The 17597-nt window shown below is 70.9% G+C and carries 14 protein-coding genes and 2 pseudogenes; 7 read left to right on the top strand and 9 right to left on the bottom strand.

What is annotated here, in order from left to right:
* Window positions 1–104 precede the first annotated feature (104 nt).
* Window positions 105–1118 (bottom strand): LacI family DNA-binding transcriptional regulator, encoded by a 1014-nt coding sequence (locus CCL05_RS00375; RefSeq protein WP_086558427.1) that lies wholly within the window; start codon window positions 1116–1118, stop codon window positions 105–107.
* Window positions 1119–1363: 245 nt separating this feature from the next.
* Between CCL05_RS00375 and CCL05_RS00370 the strand changes: the two genes are divergently transcribed.
* The 5 genes from CCL05_RS00370 to CCL05_RS00350 all read left to right on the top strand — a co-directional run bounded on the left by CCL05_RS00370 (window position 1364) and on the right by CCL05_RS00350 (window position 6165).
* Entirely contained in the window at window positions 1364–2329 is a 966-nt protein-coding gene (locus CCL05_RS00370) for a glycoside hydrolase family 6 protein (protein WP_086558426.1), read from the top strand.
* 138 nt (window positions 2330–2467) lie between these two features.
* Window positions 2468–3490: a DNA-directed RNA polymerase subunit alpha gene (locus CCL05_RS00365; protein WP_086558425.1), complete on the top strand. Its 1023-nt coding sequence runs from the start codon at window positions 2468–2470 to the stop codon at window positions 3488–3490.
* Between the two features lie 59 nt (window positions 3491–3549).
* Window positions 3550–4311 (top strand): ZIP family metal transporter, encoded by a 762-nt coding sequence (locus CCL05_RS00360; RefSeq protein ID WP_086558424.1) that lies wholly within the window; start codon window positions 3550–3552, stop codon window positions 4309–4311.
* A 94-nt stretch (window positions 4312–4405) separates the two neighbouring features.
* Complete coding sequence (locus CCL05_RS00355; RefSeq protein WP_086558423.1) at window positions 4406–5377, top strand: ATP-binding cassette domain-containing protein; 972 nt, start codon at window positions 4406–4408, stop codon at window positions 5375–5377.
* Window positions 5374–6165: an ABC transporter permease gene (locus CCL05_RS00350; protein WP_086558422.1), complete on the top strand. Its 792-nt coding sequence runs from the start codon at window positions 5374–5376 to the stop codon at window positions 6163–6165. Before CCL05_RS00355 ends, CCL05_RS00350 begins: the two co-directional genes overlap by 4 nt.
* On the opposite strand, the gene CCL05_RS00345 is transcribed toward CCL05_RS00350, so the two are convergent.
* The 3 genes from CCL05_RS00345 to CCL05_RS00330 all read right to left on the bottom strand — a co-directional run bounded on the left by CCL05_RS00345 (window position 6146) and on the right by CCL05_RS00330 (window position 11780).
* Window positions 6146–9280: an ATP-binding protein gene (locus tag CCL05_RS00345; protein WP_086558421.1), complete on the bottom strand. Its 3135-nt coding sequence runs from the start codon at window positions 9278–9280 to the stop codon at window positions 6146–6148. The two genes, CCL05_RS00350 and CCL05_RS00345, sit on opposite strands and share 20 nt — an antisense overlap.
* A gap of 347 nt (window positions 9281–9627) precedes the next feature.
* Window positions 9628–10350, bottom strand: coding sequence for a dienelactone hydrolase family protein (locus CCL05_RS00340; RefSeq protein WP_086558420.1), 723 nt, complete (start codon window positions 10348–10350; stop codon window positions 9628–9630).
* 257 nt (window positions 10351–10607) lie between these two features.
* Complete coding sequence (locus CCL05_RS00330) at window positions 10608–11780, bottom strand: epoxide hydrolase family protein (RefSeq protein ID WP_086558418.1); 1173 nt, start codon at window positions 11778–11780, stop codon at window positions 10608–10610.
* A gap of 103 nt (window positions 11781–11883) precedes the next feature.
* Here CCL05_RS00330 and CCL05_RS00325 point away from each other — a divergent pair, with 103 nt between their 5' ends.
* Window positions 11884–12459, top strand: coding sequence for a CGNR zinc finger domain-containing protein (locus tag CCL05_RS00325; RefSeq protein ID WP_086558417.1), 576 nt, complete (start codon window positions 11884–11886; stop codon window positions 12457–12459).
* 56 nt (window positions 12460–12515) lie between these two features.
* Window positions 12516–12906: pseudogene (locus tag CCL05_RS45785) on the top strand (MFS transporter); the annotation flags it as partial.
* A gap of 56 nt (window positions 12907–12962) precedes the next feature.
* On the opposite strand, the pseudogene CCL05_RS00315 reads toward CCL05_RS45785, so the two are convergent.
* The 5 genes and pseudogenes from CCL05_RS00315 to CCL05_RS00295 all read right to left on the bottom strand — a co-directional run.
* Window positions 12963–13371, bottom strand: a pseudogene (locus CCL05_RS00315) (TetR/AcrR family transcriptional regulator); the annotation flags it as partial.
* 49 nt (window positions 13372–13420) lie between these two features.
* Window positions 13421–14809 carry a CoA transferase gene (locus CCL05_RS00310; protein ID WP_086558416.1) on the bottom strand — a complete coding sequence of 463 codons (1389 nt, stop codon included), beginning with the start codon at window positions 14807–14809 and terminating at the stop codon, window positions 13421–13423.
* A gap of 189 nt (window positions 14810–14998) precedes the next feature.
* On the bottom strand, window positions 14999–16201 hold the full coding sequence (locus CCL05_RS00305) for a thiolase family protein (protein ID WP_086558415.1): 1203 nt from the start codon (window positions 16199–16201) through the stop codon (window positions 14999–15001).
* Window positions 16198–16842, bottom strand: a complete 645-nt coding sequence (locus tag CCL05_RS00300) for a CoA transferase subunit B (RefSeq protein ID WP_086558414.1) — start codon at window positions 16840–16842, stop codon at window positions 16198–16200. The genes CCL05_RS00305 and CCL05_RS00300 overlap by 4 nt, the downstream gene beginning before the upstream one ends.
* Complete coding sequence (locus CCL05_RS00295) at window positions 16842–17597, bottom strand: CoA transferase subunit A (protein WP_086558413.1); 756 nt, start codon at window positions 17595–17597, stop codon at window positions 16842–16844. Before CCL05_RS00295 ends, CCL05_RS00300 begins: the two co-directional genes overlap by 1 nt.

Here is a 17597-nt window from a genome sequence, read left to right as displayed (position 1 = left end):
GCCGGGCCGGACGCGCCAGGAGCGGAAGGGTGGCCGGCCCGGCGAAATCACCGACCCCGCAGTGCACGTATCCGCTCACCGGTGTGCTCGCCCGTTCAGGCCCGTCAGGCGCTCGTGCGGACGACCAGGCGCGTGGGCAGGATCAACGGGGTGGGGTCGTGTCCGTTGACGACCGCGACGAGCATGCGCGCCATCTCCCGCCCGAGAGCCGTTATGGGCTGATGGACGGTCGTGAGGGGCGGATCGGCGACCTGGGCGACGGTCAGGTCGTCGAAACCGACCACAGCGATGTCGGCGGGGACCGCCCGGCCGGCCGAGCGCAAGGTGCGCAGCGCCCCCGCCGCCATGTTGTCGTTGGCGGCGAACACCCCGTCCACGTCGGGGTGGTGGGCCAGCAGGACGGCCATGGCGGCGGCTCCGCTGGGCTCGGTGAAGTCCCCCTCCTGCGGCGGCAACGGCTCCAGGCCGGCCGCCAGCAAGGCGTCCCGGTAGCCGCGGTACCGGGCGCGCCCGGCCTCGGTGTCCAGACGCCCGCAGATCGCGGCCACGCGAGTCCGGCCGCGCGACACCAGGTACTCGGTCGCCTCGCGCGCTCCGCCGACGTTGTCGACGTCCACGTACCACCGGGGAGTCGAACCGACCGGGCGCCCTCCGAACACGACGGGCATCTCCGCCTCCTCGGCCACAGCGGCCAGCGGATCGTCCTCGCGCAGCGCCATCAGCATGACACCGTCGGCCCCCTTGGACCGGAAGAGCTCCCGCACCCGCTTGCGCCCCCGGTCGGAAGCGGCCAGGCACAGCATCAGATGCAGATCGGCCTCCTCCAGAGCGCTCGACGCCCCCACGATCACCTGGGCGTAGAACGGGTCCGCGAAGATCGACGGATCCTCTCCCGAGACGACCAGGGCGGCCGCTCCCGTCTGACGCGTGGCCAGAGCACGGGCGGTCGGGTTGGGGACGTAACCGAGTTGCCGGACCGCCCGTTCCACCGCCTCCCGTTTGGCGCGGCTGACATGCGGAGCGTTGTTCAGGGCGCGGGAAGCCACGGAACGGGAGACACCGGCGCGTTCGGCCACCTCGTCGAGCGTCGGCTGCCGACGCGGCGCAACGTCTGCCATGAAGCATGAGCCTTTCCCCGGACCTCGACGTCCGCACGTCTGGAATCGCTTCCAGTCCTGTGGCCATTGGGGTGTGTTCTCGCCATACGAATCGCGCTGGGCATCAGCTCTTGACACCTCAACTACCCCGCAACACCATACCGAACACACCCCAACGATTTTCGCCTGCTGCTGGGAGCGCTTCCAGTGGGAGCGCTCCCAAGATCAGGTCAGACGCATCCCTGCCAGGAAATCGAGGTTCAGTCATGCGCCGCAGAATCCGCGCCTTGGCCACAGCGCTCCTCGCCCTGCCACTGGCGTTGGCCGCCGCCCCGTCCGCCCACGCGGCCGACCCCACCACCATGACCAGTGGGTTCTACGTGGACCCCGACTCCAGCGCGAAACGGTGGGCCGCCGCCAATCCGGGCGACGGCCGAGCCGCCGCCATCAACGCGAACATCGCCAACACCCCGATGGCCCGCTGGTTCGGCTCCTGGAGCGGCACCATCGGCACCGCCACGGGCGGGTTCGCGGGAGCGGCGGACCGCGTCGACAAGCTCCCCCTCCTCGTCGCCTACAACATCTACAACCGGGACTACTGCGGCGGGCACTCCGCGGGCGGCGCCGCCTCGCCGTCCGCCTACGCCGACTGGATCGCCCAGTTCGCCGGCGGAATCGCCAACCGCCCTGCCGTCGTCATCCTCGAACCGGACTCCCTCGGGGACTACGGCTGCATGACCCAGGCCCAGATCGACGAACGTGAGGGCATGCTCTCCGGCGCCCTCACCCAGTTCAGCCGGCAGGCCCCCAACACCTGGGTCTACATGGACGCCGGCAATCCGCGCTGGGCCGACGCGGCGACCATGGCCCGGCGCCTCCACGAAGCCGGCCTGCGACAGGCCCACGGCTTCTCGCTCAACATCTCCAACTACATCGCCACCGACGAGAACACCGCCTACGGCAACGCCGTCAACCGTGAACTGAGCGCCCGCTACGGCTACACCAAGCCGTTCGTCGTGGACACCAGCCGCAACGGGAACGGCTCCGACGGCCAGTGGTGCAACCCCTCGGGCCGCCGCATCGGCACCCCCACCCGGCTGGGCGGCGGCGCCGAGATGCTCTTGTGGATCAAGGTTCCGGGCGAGTCCGACGGCAACTGCGGCGTCGGCGGCGGCTCCTCGGCCGGGCAGTTCCTCCCCGAGGTCGCCTATAAGATGATCTACGGCTACTGATCCCGGACGCCCGTGGCCCGGTACGCGCTTCCCCACGACCGGGCCACGGTGCCGTCCGCCATATCCCGGCCGGGCCCGTACCCTTCTGGTGTCTACGGCGTCACATAGCGGGCGCCAAACCACAGGAGGCAACACCCCGTGCTGATTGCTCAGCGTCCGTCCCTGACCGAAGAGGTCGTCGACGAGTTCCGCTCCCGGTTCGTGATCGAGCCGCTGGAGCCGGGCTTCGGCTACACCCTCGGCAACTCCCTCCGCCGCACCCTCCTGTCGTCGATCCCGGGTGCGGCTGTCACGTCCATCCGCGTCGACGGTGTCCTGCACGAGTTCACGACCGTGCCGGGCGTCAAGGAGGACGTCACCGATCTGATCCTCAACATCAAGCAGCTGGTCGTGAGCAGTGAGCAGGACGAGCCCGTCGTGATGTACCTGCGCAAGCAGGGCCCGGGTCTGGTCACCGCCGCCGACATCGCGCCGCCGGCCGGTGTCGAGGTGCACAACCCCGACCTCGTCCTCGCCACGCTCAACGGCAAGGGCAAGCTGGAGATGGAGCTGACGGTCGAGCGCGGCCGCGGTTACGTCTCCGCCGTGCAGAACAAGCAGATCGGCCAGGAGATCGGCCGGATCCCGGTCGACTCGATCTACTCGCCGGTGCTCAAGGTCACGTACAAGGTCGAGGCCACGCGTGTCGAGCAGCGGACCGACTTCGACAAGCTGATCGTCGACGTCGAGACCAAGCAGGCCATGCGTCCGCGTGACGCCATGGCGTCGGCCGGCAAGACCCTGGTCGAGCTGTTCGGTCTGGCCCGCGAGCTCAACATCGACGCCGAGGGCATCGACATGGGCCCGTCCCCCACGGACGCCGCCCTCGCCGCCGACCTGGTACTGCCGATCGAGGACCTCGACCTCACCGTCCGGTCGTACAACTGCCTCAAGCGCGAAGGCGTCCACTCCGTGGGTGAGCTCATCACCCGCTCCGAGGCCGACCTCCTCGACATCCGCAACTTCGGTGCGAAGTCCATCGACGAGGTCAAGGTAAAGCTCGCCGGCATGGGCCTGGCCCTGAAGGACAGCCCGCCCGGATTCGACCCGACCGTCGCCGCCGACGCCCTGGGCGCGGACCCTCACGCGGACGGATCGTTCATGGAGAACGAGCAATACTGAACCCGTCGCTCTGTCCTCCGGCCCGTTGATCCACATCCTGAGCGGGTAGACGGGTCGGCATGGCTGAAGTGGTACAGGCTGGACTGTGGGGGCTGGTGGCGGGCTCGGCGCTGCTGCTGGGTGCCGCGCTGGGATACGGGCTGCGGGTGCCGCAGAAGGTGATCGCGATCGTGATGGCCTTCGGGGCCGGAGTGCTGATCTCAGCGGTCTCCTTCGAGCTGGTCGGTGAGGCGTACGAGCAGGCGGGGCTTGCCCCCGCCGCCGTCGGCACCCTCGTCGGCGCCTTGGCCTACACCGGCGGCAACGTGTGGCTGGCCCGCCGGGGCGCGCGCCACCGCAAGCGCTCCGGTCGCGATCGGGGGCAGGCGCAGCCGTCGGAGGCCGAGCAGGGCGGGTCCGGGACGGCACTCGCTCTCGGCGCCCTGCTCGACGGTGTGCCGGAGTCCGCGGTGATCGGCGTCAGCCTGCTCGACGGCGGCGCGGTCAGCCTCGTGACCGTGGCCGCGGTGTTCATCAGCAACGTTCCCGAGGGGCTGTCCAGTTCGGCGGGGATGAAGAAGGCCGGCCGCACCAAGGGGTACGTCTTCGGCGTCTGGGCGGCGATCGCCGCGGCCAGCATGGTGGCGGCCGTCCTCGGTTACACGGTGGTCGGTTCCTTCTCCCCCGCCGTGATCGCCGCGGTGACCGCGGTGGCGGCCGGGGCGATCCTCGCCATGATCGCCGACACGATGATCCCCGAGGCGTTCGACGAGGCCCACCTGGCCATCGGGCTCGTCACCGTCAGCGGCTTCCTCGTGTCCTTCGCCCTCTCCCACACCTGACCGCCGCGTCGGGGCCTGACGGCAACCGCCGGTTTCAGGGCGTTGAAAGCACCCTGAAACCGCGCTGAATGCGCCCTGCCGCACGCTCTGCGGCATGACGACAACGACATCCCGCCCACTCGCCATCGCGGCCGAGGGACTGCGCAAGGCGTACGGGGACAAGACGGTGCTCGACGGCATCGACCTGGCGGTGCCGACCGGCACCGTCTTCTCCCTGCTCGGCCCGAACGGCGCCGGCAAGACCACCGCCGTCAAGATCCTCTCCACCCTCATCACCGCCGACGCCGGCGAGTTGCAGGTCGGCGGCCACGACCTGGCCACCGCGCCGCAGGCGGTGCGGGCCGCGATCGGTGTCACCGGGCAGTTCTCCGCCGTGGACGGGCTGATCACCGGGGAGGAGAACATGCTCCTCATGGCGGACCTGCACCACCTCTCCCGTCGCGAGGGCCGCCGCACCGCCGCCGAACTCCTGGAGCGCTTGGACCTGGTGGAGGCGGCGAAGAAGCCCGTCTCCACCTACTCGGGCGGCATGAAGCGCCGCCTCGACATCGCCATGACGCTGGTCGGCGATCCGCGGATCATCTTCCTCGACGAGCCGACCACCGGCCTCGACCCGCGCTCCCGGCACAACATGTGGCAGATCATCCGCGAACTGGTCTCCGGCGGCGTCACCGTCTTCCTCACCACCCAGTACCTGGAGGAGGCCGACGAACTCGCCGACCGCATCGCGGTGCTGAGCGACGGCGAGATCGCCGCCGAGGGAAGCGCCGACGAGCTGAAGCGGCTCGTCCCGGGCGGGCACGTGCGGCTCCGCTTCACCGACCCGGCCGCGTACCGGTCCGCCGCCGTCGCCCTGCGCGAGGCCAACCGGGACGACGAGGCCCTGTCGCTGCAGATCCCCAGCGACGGCAGCCAGCGGGAGCTGCGCGCCATCCTCGACTGGCTGGACTCGGCCGGCGTCGAGGCGGACGAGCTGACCGTGCACACCCCCGACCTCGACGACGTGTTCTTCGCCCTGACCGGCGGCACCAAGCTCCCCAACCAGTCCAAGGAGAATGTCCGATGAGTGCCCTCTCCCTCGCCGTCCGCGACTCGTCCACGATGCTGCGCCGCAACCTGCTGCACGCACGGCGCTACCCGTCCATGACCCTGAACCTGCTCCTCACGCCGATCATGCTGCTGTTGCTCTTCGTCTACGTCTTCGGAGGCGTGATGAGCGCGGGCATCGGTGGCGGCGGCGCCGACCGCTCGGACTACATCGCCTATCTCGTGCCGGGCCTGCTGATCATGACCATCGGCTCCACCGTGATCGGGGCCGCGATCTCCGTCTCCATGGACATGACCGAGGGCCTCATCGCCCGCTTCCGCACGATGGCGGTCTACCGCGGGTCCGTGCTCGTCGGGCACGTCGTCGGCAGCGTGCTGCAGGTGCTCGCCAGTCTGGTCCTGGTCGGTGCCATCGCCGTGGCCATCGGCTTCCGGTCCAGGGACGCCACGGCTCTGGAGTGGCTGGCGGCGTTCGGACTGATCGCCCTGTTCGCCCTGGCGCTCACCTGGATCGCGGTCGGTATGGGCATGGCGAGCCCGAACCCCGAGGCGGCGAGCAACATGGCGACGCCGCTGATCCTGCTGCCGCTCATCTCCAGCGCCTTCGTCCCCATCGACGCGATCCCGGGCTGGTTCCAGCCGATCGCCGAGTACCAGCCGTTCACGCCGGTCATCGAGACCCTGCGCGGCCTGCTGCTCGGCAGCGAGATCGACAGCAACGGGTGGATCGCGATGGCCTGGTGCGTCGGTCTGACCGCGCTCGGCTACCGCTGGTCGACGGCACTGTTCAACCGCGATCCGAAGTAGCCGACATGACAGCGCGGGCCGCCTCCCGCAGCTCGTCCCGCCCCAGGGCGGCGTACTCCGACACCGCGTCGGCGTACGCCGCCCGGTCGGCGTCCTCGGCCGCCTTCCGGGCGCGGTCCGCGGACATCGTCGGCTGGAAGTCGCGCAGCACCCGGAGCCGTTCGGCCAGCGCGATCATTCGTACGGCACCGGCGTCACCGGAGGCGAGCCCCGCCATGCCGAGCGCGTGCAGCACCGTCCCGAGCACAGGGAGCTCCATGGGAGAGCCGGACGGACCGGAGAGGAGGGTCCGCAGCCACTGCCGCAGCCGGCCGACCGGCTCCGCGACCAGTTCGAGACGGCCGGCGTGCGCGTGCGCCGTCACCGCCACCGCCAGGACCTGCAGCACCCACCGGTCGAAGAAGGGGTCGCCGCCGTGCAGCGAGTCGGCTGCGACCAGCGGCTGCACAGCGCTGCGCCACAAACCGAGCCCGACCTCCGTCAGTCCGCGGGCGAGCGCGATCTCGGCGCGCCCGAGGAGGGCCATGCTGTAGTCCTCCTGCTGCGCGGTGTGGGCGCCCTCGGCCTGCCGCAGCCAGTACTCGGCCTCGTCGGGATCACCGCGCTGCAGGCAGGCCAGGACGAGGCCCCAGCGGACGCCGATGAGGTCGTGGTCGTCGCCGAGCCGCGGCAACGCCTGGAGCGCCGCCTTGAGGTGTCCGTACGCGGCCTCGCCCTGCTCCGTCTGCAAGCACAGCTCGCTCAGCCGGGCGTACCCCATGACCTGAAGGAACGGATTCTCGACCGGCGCCAGTACGTCGATCATCCGCCGGGCGGAGGCGAGCGCGCGGTCGATGTCGTGCTCCGCCTCCCAGACGTACGTGGCGACGCCCTCCGCGATGCCGGCGAGCAGCGGCTGTTCGCTCTGGCAGAGCCGGTGCAGCACGTCGTAGTCGGGCGGCAGCATCTCCGGGATCGCGCTCACCACCACCGCGATGGCCCGCAGCAGCGTGTCCGGCGGGGCCGGGGGCAGCCTCCGGAGCGTGACGAGCTGGCGTACGACGTGCGGGCCGAAGCCCATGAACAGGCTCGTCGTGGACAACACCGCGGCGGCGCGGGCGACTTCGGCGTATTCGGGCTCGGGGCGGTAGTGCGACAGCGGCGGGCCGGTGTCCGCGGCGAGGGCGGTGAGGCGAGGGTAGTTGGAGCCGGTGGACCACAGGGCGGCGAGGACGGCGGTGAGGGCGGCGGTGGTGGGGCCGTCCGTACGGGCCAGGGCGTGCCGCAGGGCCAGCACGAGGTTGTCCTGCTCGGCCCTGACCCGCTCCCAGGCGGTCAGCGGTTCGGACCGGAAGAGCCAGTCGTGGTACGCGACCCCGAAGCCACGCGCCCAGGCGAGGAACCGGCCGACGGCCTCCGTCTCCTCACCCGCCTCCGCACGCCGGGCCGCGCTGAACTCCCGTACGGTCTCCAGCATCCGGAACCGCACGCCGGCCGGGGTGTCGGCGACGGTGAGCAGCGACTGGTCGGCCAACTGCTCCAGCAGGAACAGCGCGTCCTCGCCCAGCACCTGCTCCGCCGCCTCGCCCGAGAAGCCACCGGGGAAGACGGACAGCATGCGCATCGCCGCCCTGGCCTCCTCGTCGAGCAGGTTCCAGCTCCAGTCCACGACCGCGTGCAGGGTGCGGTGACGCTCCGGCACGTCCCGTGCCCCGCCGCGCAGCAGCGCGAACCGGTCGCCGAGGCGGCGGGCGATCTCCGGCACCGACAGCACCCGCACCCGCGCCGCGGCCAACTCCACGGCGAGCGGCAGCCCGTCGAGGTGGCGGCACAGCTCGGACACCTCGTCCGGCGGCAGTTCCACGCCGGGCCGGGCGGCCCGGGCCCGCTGCGTGAACAGCTCGACCGAGGTGTCCAGAGGGAGTTCCGGCAGTGCGTACACCGCCTCCGACGTGAGGCCCAACGGGGCCCGGCTGGTGGCGAGCACCCGCAGGTCCTTCGAGGACGACACCAGGGCCCGTACGAGGCCGGCGGCACCCTCGATGACCTGCTCGCAGTTGTCCAGCACCAGCAGAGCGGGCTCGGAGCCGAGCACGCCGAGGATGCCGGACACCGGGTCGGCCGAGGCGTGGCCGCCCACGGCGCCGTGCCGTCCCTCGCCCGCGCCGAGCGCGGAAGCCACCTCCGCGGCCACGTCCGCGTCGGCGGTGACGCCGGCGAGCGGCACGACGTACACCACGCGCTGCTCGGCCCGGCGGCTGACGGCGTGGGCGAGCCGGGTCTTGCCGAGGCCGCCGGGGCCGACCACGGTGACGGCACGCGAGGCGCGCAGCAGCCGCCGCACCGCCGCGATGTCGTCGTCCCGGCCGAGCAGCGGGTTCGGCTCGTGCGGCACGCCGTGCCTGGCCACGGGCGCCTCGCCGCTCAGCAGCTCCCGCTGGAGGGCCTTGAGCCCGGCGCCCGGATCCGTGCCGAGTGTCTCGCGCAGCTCACGGCGGTAGGCCTCGTACCGCGCCAGCGCGGCGGACGGGCCGGCCGTCGCCGCTTCGCAGCGCAGCAGCTCGACGAGCACCTCTTCGTCGCGCGGACGCTCCGCGGCGGCCATGGCCAGCGGCCCGGCCGCCTCCGCGTGCCGTCCGAGGCGGGCGAGCGCGAGCGCCCGCGCGCGTATGAGAGTGCCGCGGACGGGGGCGCGGTCGGTGCGCAGCGCGGCTACCGGGTCGTCGGTGTCGTACGCCCCGTCAGGGGCGCCCTCCCACAGGGCGAGTCCGGCCTCGGCCGCGGCCAGCGAACCCGCGTGGTCCCCGGCCCTGGCCCGGTCCGCGCTCGCGGCGGCGTGCAGCAGCAGGGCGGAGCTGTCGACCTGGTCCTCGGCGAGGGTGAGCCGGTATCCGGTCGGCGTGCCGGCGATGACGTCGGCGCCCAGCTGCGCCCGCGCCCTGGACACCAGGACCTGCACCGCCTTCGCCGGCCGCTCCGGCAACTCGTCCGGCCACAGTCCCGCCACCAGGCGCTCGGTGCTGCAGCCCGTGCGCAAGTCACCGGCGAGCAGCGCGAGGAGGCCGCGGAGCCGGGGCGCGGTGATCTCCTGTCCGCGATGGGCGACACGCGGCAGGAGGGTGAGGTCGGTGGTCACGCGTGCAGGTTAGCCAAGGCGGCCGCCACCGCCCTCTCGCGAGCGTCCACCTGCCCGTCGGCTGAGCGCCTGACCCCCGACCAGCGCCGCACACTGGCCGAGGCACTCATCTGTCGGCTGCCGCCGGGCGGGGGCCGCGATGCATCGAGCAGCCGGTCGCAGTGGCGGCCGAGGGGGTGGAGGGCTGCGCGGATCGGGCAACGCATGTCCGAGGCAGCCGCCTCTCATCAGCCGCGGACGTTGTGCGTCCGCCGGCCGCCGCCATCGAGGAGGGCCGGGACCTGTCCTCGATGGCGGCATCCTGGCCGACAGGGCCTACCGTCTGCTGCCCGCCGGACGGCCCGGCCTCACTTCAGGTGTCGGTCCAGGAACCGGCACCCGTCCTCCAGCTCGAACCACGGGGTGCCGGTGTGCCCGCCCGGATTGGCGTGCAGCGTCTTCTCCTTGCTGCCGAAGGCCTCGAACAGGTCCAGGGCCCGTTGCCGGGGGTTCCCTTCGTCGTCCCACTGCAGCAGGAACAGCAGCGGAATGGTGACCTGCCGGGCCTCCTCGCGCTGGGCGCGGGGCACGTACCCCCCGGCGAAGAAGCCTGCGGCCGCGATGCGCGGCTCGACCACCGCCAGCCGAATGCCGAGGGCGGTCCACCCCCCGGAGTACCCGACCGGGCCGCCGATCTCTGGCAGTTCAAGGAGGGCGTCCAGAGTGGTCTGCCATTCCGGGACCGCGTTGTCGACCAGCGGGCCGATGAAGGACTCCAAGATCTCGTCGACCGGCTCGCCGGCCTGCATCGCCCGCCGGAGGTCGGCACGGGCCTGCTCGTCGGAGGCGGAACGGGGCCGGTCACCGCACCCGGCGGCGTCGATGGTGGCCACCGCGTAGCCGCGCGCCGCGGTGTAGCGGGCCCGGGCCACCAGCCGGGGTTCCGCCTTGGGCAGGCCGTTGTTGTGGGCCATCAGGACCAGCGGGGCAGGTGCGGATCCAGACGTCCACAGCGTGCCGGGGATCTCGCCGAGGGTGAACTCGCGCTCGAGGACGCCGTCATCGAGGCGCTGTTCGGAAGTGAAGTGCATGGTCGTGCCTTTCGGGAGGGCTCGTGATCGGCGCTCCCGGACGACCTATCGCCCGACCGTGACCCCAGAGGGGAGCACCCATGTCGATACTGCGTTCACGGGTACCACCTCCTCGTTCTCTCGCACGGCCCTCGGGACGTTAGCAGTGGCCGCCGTGGTCCGCCAACGGGTTTTCGCGCAGGCTTCGCCGGCAGGGGGTCGGGCAACGCCTTGAGCCGGATCAGGCGGTGACCGAATGCCCGATCGCCGAGCCGCGTTCACCGATGAGCGGCCAGCACCGCCGCGAGGCCTTCTTGCAGGTCCTTGACGAAATACTCGGGCACCTCCAGCGACGGGAAATGTCCCCCGGCTTCGGGCGTCCTCCATCGGACGATCTGCCGGTACCGCTCCTGCGCCCAGGGGCGCGGACACTTCTCGACGTCGCGGGGGTACATCGTGAGTGCTGACGGGACGTCGACCCGAAGTTCGGGGTCCAGCGAGTTGTGGCTTTCGTAGTAGATGCGGGCCGCCGAAGCGCCGGTCCGGGTCAGCCAATACAGGGTGACGTCGTCGAGAACCCTGTCTCTGGAAATCCTCTCGAATGGGCTGTCCTCGGTATCTGACCACTCGGCGAACTTGTCGAGGATCCAGGCAAGAAGCCCGACCGGTGAGTCGACGAGCGAGTAGCCGATGGTCTGCGGTCGGGTCGCCTGCTGCTTGGCGTACGCCGCGCGATAGCGCCAGAAATCGCGGGTTTCCTCGATCCACTGACGCTCGACCGCCGTCAGGCCGTCCGTTGTCAACCCGGGCGGTCCCTCCGCGAACGTCGTGTGGATACCGAGAACGTGCGCCGGGAACCTGCCACCGAGAACGGTGGTGATATTGCCTCCCCAGTCGCCGCCGTGGGCTACGAACGTGCTGTAGCCGAGCCTTTCCATCAGTTCCACCCATGCGGCCGCGATCTTTTCGGTTCCCCACCCGGTGGTGGCCGGCTTGTCGCTGTAACCAAAGCCTGGCAGCGACGGGACCACGACGTGGAACGCCGGCGCGTCCGCGTCTTTCGGATCTGCCAGCTCGTCCACTACGTCGATGAACCGGGCAATGCTGTCCGGCCAGCCGTGCGTCAAGATCACGGGAGTGGCATCCGCGCGCGCGGATCGGCGGTGCAGGAAGTGGATCCCCAGACCATCGACGGTCGTACGGAACTGACCGATCCGGTTGAGGCGCTCCTCGAACGACCGCCAGTCGTACCCGGTGCGCCAGTAGTTCACGACATCGACGAGGTCGGCGAGAGGAACGCCCTGTTCCCATCGGCGAGGGCCGGGCGCGGCGCGATGGACCGTCTCAGCCTCCGGAAGCCGCGCGGCGGCCAGTCGCGCGCGCAGATCGTCGAGGTCGGCGTCAGTCGCGTGGGCTTCAAAGGCTTGCACATCGCTGGTCGGACGGGGCATGAGACCTCCTGGCCGTCGTGAAACCGGCCACGACCTACCGCGAACCGGCTAAGACGGTTCTAACAGTTCTCCGTGCCACGCTGCAACCGGCTAAGCTGGTTCCATGCGTGCTGCCTTCCCTGACTTCCGCCTCGGCAACGTGCTGGCGACCAGCTTCACGGGGACCCTGTCGGAGCGTCACGGCAACGCGGTGGAGCGCATTCCCACGCCGCAGCGACTCATGGACTGGCTGGAAGTGAACGGCCTCGCCGTGGACTCCTGCACCACAGCCCAACTCGACCTCGCTCGGGAACTGAGGGAGTCGATTCACGCCGCCGCGACAGCGGCCGCGCTCCAGGACGCTCTCCCCGCGGATGCTGTCCACGTCATCAACGACTGCAGCGCTCAGGGTCGGGCCGCGGCGATCCTGACGCCCGACGGTGAGCGGCGATGGCAGCTCAGCTCGGCTTCCTGTGTGGAAGACGCCCTCAGCGTGATCGCCGCCGACGCGATCAGCATCATCGCAGGCGAGCGGGACGGGAAATTGGCCTTGTGCGCATCGCCGACCTGCCGAGCCGCCTTCTTCGACACCAGCCAAAGCCGCACCCGCAAATGGTGCGACATGAACACGTGCGGGAACCGTCAGAAGAAGGCGCGCTTCCATGCCAACCGGCGCAAAAACTCCAGTTCAACGGAGTGACATGCCTGTCGTTCCGCGCACCCGCCCCTGCCCGCAGGGACTCGCGCGGCCTCCCCTACCTCACCCCGCGCATCGGCAGGAAAGCGACGATCGTCACGGGTATGGCCGGCGGCACGATGTCCCTCGCGCTTCTCACCCAGGTCGACAAGTCCTCGTCGTACGGCGATTTCGTGGCGCCCTCATCGCGCTCGGGCTCGCGATCGGCCTGGCGCTCTCGCCCTGCACGGACGCGATCATGGGTGCGTTCCCTGAGGAGGAGCTGGGCGTGGGCAGCGCGGTCAACGACACCGCGCAGGAACTGGGCGGGGCGATCGGCATCGCCAGGAGCAGGCCGGCCAACTCGCCGGCGGCGCCTACCAGCTGGCGCACGCCGTCAGCTCGTCCTTCGCGGACGCGGTGGCTCACACCAGCCTGGTGGGCGCGGCGATCCTGGGAGTCGGGGCGGTGTCGGCGGCCGGGCACGGTCACCAGGTCCAACTGCCCGTTGGCCAGGGCCAGGGTGGGGAGAGAAGCGCCTGGAGGCAGACTCGTTCGGATTCCTCATCGGGCAGGGAGAGGCGCTGGCTCGTCAGTCCGTCGAAGCCGGCGAGGAAGAACCGGGCGATGGTCTCCGCCGGGTGGGCGAGCGAGCGACTCGTGCGGACGGCGGCCTCCGTCAGCAGGTGGTGGCTGCCAGGCTGATCGCGCACGGTCCTCCACGGTGCCGCCGCCAGGGCGCCGAGCGTCTCCTCGAACCCCGCGTTCTCCGGCGCGGCTTTCCTCACCTGGGGACAAGATCGTCCGTGAGCTGCTCCATCACGGCGCGGTACAGCCCTTCTTTCGTCCCGAAGGTGTAGTGCACCGTGGCCTGGGCCACCCCCGTTCGGCGGCGATGGCGCGCGTGCTCCCGGCAGCCACGCCCTGACGGGTCATCGCACAACAAGGTCGACCGAACACATCGGTCGCGCGTCAGCAGGTGCCGTCAGGCGCCGACCCAGACCGGGGCGTCCGTGCCCCACAGGCCCGGCGGGCGTGCCCAGTTCACCGGGCCTCCCTCGTACGACACCGGCGGCAGCGCGTGCCGCAGCCGGCCCATGGGACTGTCGATCTCCGTCAGCCGGCGCCCGGCGTCAAACCCGTCGTCCTCGCCCGGAGCGGAGACCAGGTCGTGGACCAGCCAGTGCGCGGTCTGCGTCAGGGCCAGGCGGACCAGCCAGGTGCCGCCCGTGCGGTGCTGCTCGGTGAGCGCGCGCAGCACCCCGGCCGCCAGCAGATAGCCGGTGCCGTGGTCGAGCGCCTGGGCAGGCAGCGCGCCGGGCGAGTCCGGCGAGCCCTCCAGTTCGGCGATGCCGGTGGCCACCTGGACCAGGCTGTCGAAGCCCCGCCGCTCGTGCCACGGCCCGTAACGGCCCCACGCGGACAGCTGGGCGATCACGAGACCCGGACAGCGCCCGGCGAGCGCCTCGGGCGTCAGCCCGAACCGGTCCAGCGCGCCCGGCCGGTAACCGGTGACGACTACGTCCGCCTCGTCGAGCAGTTCCTCGAAGACCCGGCGGCCGGTGGCGTCACCCAGGTCCAGGGTCGTCGAGCGTTTCCCCATCCCCGTGTCGTTGTGGGCCTCCTGACTCTCCGGCAGCTGCGGGGCGTCGATCCGCAGCACGTCCGCGCCGAGCAGCGCCAGCGTTCGGGTGGCGACCGGCCCGGCGAGCACCCGCGTCAGATCCAGGACGCGCAGCCCCGAGCAGGGCAGCGCGGCGTCACCGAGCACCCGGTCCGGGGCGTCGTCGACGCGCGAAGTCGTCAGCAGCGGCTGCCCCGCGACCAGCGCCCCCTGTTCGCTCTTGGCCCATTCCTCGGGGCCGCGTGCCGCGACGGCCAGACCGCCCGCCGCGTAGACGGCCTCCTCCACCTCAAGCGCGGTACGCCCCGCGATCGCCTCGGCCACCGCATCCACCGTCTCCTCGCCGGCGTCCCCCGGCACTCCGAGAGCGGCGTGCAACCGGGCCCGGTGGTGCGGGTAGTTGGCGTGGGTACGGACCCATCCATCGGCCGACCGCCAGAACCGGGACAGCGGCGCGAAGGTCGGCCACGCTTGCCCGTCGACCCGCACCAGCCGGTCGCTGAGGAACGCCGTCGCGACCGACTCGTCGTCGACCCGCACCCTGGGCACGGCCCGCCCCGTGCGTACGGAAGTGAGCTCGGCGGCCGCGAGCGAGCACACCGCGACGGTGGCGCGCGCCAGCTCCATCACGGGCAGCCGCGCCGGCAGTCCTCCGGACGGGCCGCCGTAGGACACCCTGTCGAGCAGAGAGGCATCGGCACCCAGTGCCGCCCAAGCCTGCGACGTGGCTGCGGAGATGAGACAGCGCATACCCGCACTATGGCACTGACCGCCCATCGGGAAGGGCCCCGGGGTGATATCTCTGGGCACCGCGCTGACCTGGGCGGTTGCCCCCTCACGCAGGGCCGCGTTGTCGCTTGCTCAGTCCGCCGGGTCGGCGGCGACTTCATTTCGCGGAGCGCCCCGACGTCGTGTAGCTGGGTGCCCTTCGCGAGCTGCTCAGCGCTCCAACACGAGGGCGAGGCCCTGGCCGACGCCGATGCACAGGGTTGCCACGCCGGTGCCTGACCCGGCTGCCTTCAGCTGATGGGCTACGGTCCCGACCAGGCGAGCGCCGGACGCGCCCAACGGGTGGCCCAGGGCGATGGCACCGCCGTGCCGGTTGAGGATCGCGGGGTCGAGCTCGGGCCATTCGGCGAGGCAGCCGAGCACTTGGGCGGCGAAGGCCTCGTTGAGTTCGAGAGTGGTCAGATCGGCGAAGCTCTTGCCCGCCTTGGCCAGCGCGCGGTGGACTGCCTCCACGGGTGCCAGACCGAAGTAGTGCGGGTCGACTGCGGCAACGCCCGACGTGGATACCCGGACCAGCGGTTCGCTTCCGAGTGCTTTCAGGCCCTCGTCGTCGGCCAGGAGCAGGGCCGCGGCGCCGTCGTTGAGTGGAGACGCGTTGCCCGCTGTGACGGTGCCACCGCTTTTACGGAAGGACGGCTTCAGCTTGGCCATGGCCTCCGGTGAGGCGTCGGGGCGTACGCATTCGTCACGGTCGAAGACCACGGGGGCACTCTTGGGCCGTTCGATGGTCACAGGGACGATCTCCGCGTCGAGCAGGCCGTTCTCCTGTGCGGCGGCGGCCTTCTGGTGCGAGGAGAGCGCGAACGCGTCCTGCTGCTCCCGGGAGATCCCGTGCTTGTCGGCGATGAGTTCGGCCGACTCCCCCAGTGGGACGGTCCACTGCGGCTCCATCCTCGGGTTCACCATCCGCCAGCCGAGCGTGGTGGAGTACAGCTCCGCGTGCCCCGCGGGGAAAGGGCGCTCGCTCTTGGGCAGGACGTAGGGGGCGCGGGTCATCGACTCGACGCCGCCAGCCAGGGCAATGGAGACGTCGCCGAGTGCGATGGCCCGCGCGGCTTGGATGACGGCCTCGAGGCCGGAGGCGCACAGCCGGTTCACCGTCACGCCGGGCACGGACGTGGGCAGTCCGGCCAGCAGCCCCGCCATGCGGCCGACATTGCGGTTCTCCTCGCCGGCGCCGTTGGCGTTGCCGAAGTACACGTCGCCGATCCGTTGAGGATCCAAGTTCGGTGTACGGGTGAGGAGTTCACGGATCACGTGGGCGGCCAGGTCGTCGGGGCGTACGGATGCGAGGGATCCGTTGTACTTGCCGATCGGGGTACGGACGGCGTCGACGATGTAGATGTCCTTCACTGCAGGCCCTCCGCAACGGTCAGCTTGGCGTCGGTCTTGGCGATGACCTCGTCGACGGTCACACCCGGCGCCGTCTCGGCCAGCAGCAGACCGTCGTCGGTGACGTCGAGCACGCCCAGGTCGGTGATGATCCGGTTCACGCACGCCTTGCCCGTGAGCGGCAACGCGCACTCGGTGAAGATCTTGGGCGAGCCGTCCTTGGCGGTGTGGGTCATCACCACGATCACTCGGCGGGCGCCGTGCACGAGGTCCATGGCGCCGCCGATGCCGGTGATCAGCTTGCCGGGGATCGCCCAGTTGGCCAGGTCGCCCTGTTCGGACACCTGCATGGCGCCCAGCACGGCGACATCGATGTGGCCACCCCGGATCATGGAGAAGGACAGCGCGGAGTCGAAGAAGGACGCCCCGGGCAGTACCGTGACGGTCTCCTTCCCGGCGTTGATCAGGTCCGGGTCGACCTGGTCCTCGGCGGGGTAGGGGCCGGTGCCCAGGATCCCGTTCTCGGACTCCAGGACGACTTCGACACCCTCGGGGAGGTGGTTCGGTATGAGGGTGGGCAGACCGATGCCGAGGTTGACGTACTGGCCATCACCCAGCTCGCGCGCCGCGCGGGCTGCGATCTCTTCCCTGCTCCAGGCCATCAGGTGCTCACCGTCCGCTGCTCGATCTTCTTGTCCGCCGCCTGCTGATGGGTGAGTGCGAGAACCCGCTGCACGAAGATTCCCGGCAGGTGCACTGCGTCCGGGTCGATCTCGCCGGGTTCCACGAGTTCCTCGACCTCGGCGATCGTGACCCGGCCCGCCATCGCGGCCAGCGGGTTGAAGTTGCGGGAGGACTTGTTGAAGACGAGGTTGCCGTGCCGGTCCCCCTTCGCCGCCCTCACCAGGGCGAAGTCGGTACGGATACCGCGCTCCAGCACATACTCCACGCCCTCGAACTCCCGCACCTCCTTCGGCGGTGAGGCGAGCGCGACGCCGCCCTCACCGTCGTACCGCCACGGCAGTCCGCCTTCCGCGACCTGTGTGCCCACGCCGGCGGGGGTGTAGAAGGCGGGGATCCCGGCGCCACCGGCCCGCAGCCGCTCGGCCAGCGACCCCTGCGGGATCAGCTCGACCTCCAGCTCACCGGCCAGGTACTGCCGGGCGAACTCCTTGTTGGCGCCGATGTAAGAACCGGTCACCCGGGCGATCCGCCCGGCGGCCAGCAGGACGGCGAGCCCTGAGTCCATCGCGCCGCAGTTGTTCGACACCACCCTCAAGTCGGTCACGCCGAGCTCGTGCAGTGAGTTGATCAGCACGTCCGGGACGCCACTGAGGCCGAACCCGCCGACGGCGAGGGACGCGCCGTCGTGGACATCGGCCAGGGCCTGTGCGGCGGAGGCGACCACCTTGTCCAT

This window comes from Streptomyces africanus (assembly GCF_002150735.1).
GTDB lineage: Bacteria > Actinomycetota > Actinomycetes > Streptomycetales > Streptomycetaceae > Streptomyces > Streptomyces africanus.
Note: the sequence above shows the minus strand (reverse complement) of the source record. Positions and strands in the feature narration are given on the sequence as shown.

Bases quoted from the DNA above. Each gene is read 5' to 3' on its own strand.
- CCL05_RS00375 (WP_086558427.1), bottom strand. From the start codon at position 1,118: ATGGCAGACGTTGCGCCGCGTCGGCAGCCGACGCTCGACGAGGTGGCC.
- CCL05_RS00370 (WP_086558426.1), top strand. From the start codon at position 1,364: ATGCGCCGCAGAATCCGCGCCTTGGCCACAGCGCTCCTCGCCCTGCCA.
- CCL05_RS00360 (WP_086558424.1), top strand. From the start codon at position 3,550: ATGGCTGAAGTGGTACAGGCTGGACTGTGGGGGCTGGTGGCGGGCTCG.
- CCL05_RS00355 (WP_086558423.1), top strand. From the start codon at position 4,406: ATGACGACAACGACATCCCGCCCACTCGCCATCGCGGCCGAGGGACTG.
- CCL05_RS00350 (WP_086558422.1), top strand. From the start codon at position 5,374: ATGAGTGCCCTCTCCCTCGCCGTCCGCGACTCGTCCACGATGCTGCGC.
- CCL05_RS00340 (WP_086558420.1), bottom strand. From the start codon at position 10,350: ATGCACTTCACTTCCGAACAGCGCCTCGATGACGGCGTCCTCGAGCGC.
- CCL05_RS00330 (WP_086558418.1), bottom strand. From the start codon at position 11,780: ATGCCCCGTCCGACCAGCGATGTGCAAGCCTTTGAAGCCCACGCGACT.
- CCL05_RS00325 (WP_086558417.1), top strand. From the start codon at position 11,884: ATGCGTGCTGCCTTCCCTGACTTCCGCCTCGGCAACGTGCTGGCGACC.
- CCL05_RS00310 (WP_086558416.1), bottom strand. From the start codon at position 14,809: ATGCGCTGTCTCATCTCCGCAGCCACGTCGCAGGCTTGGGCGGCACTG.
- CCL05_RS00300 (WP_086558414.1), bottom strand. From the start codon at position 16,842: ATGGCCTGGAGCAGGGAAGAGATCGCAGCCCGCGCGGCGCGCGAGCTG.
- CCL05_RS00295 (WP_086558413.1), bottom strand. From the start codon at position 17,597: ATGGACAAGGTGGTCGCCTCCGCCGCACAGGCCCTGGCCGATGTCCAC.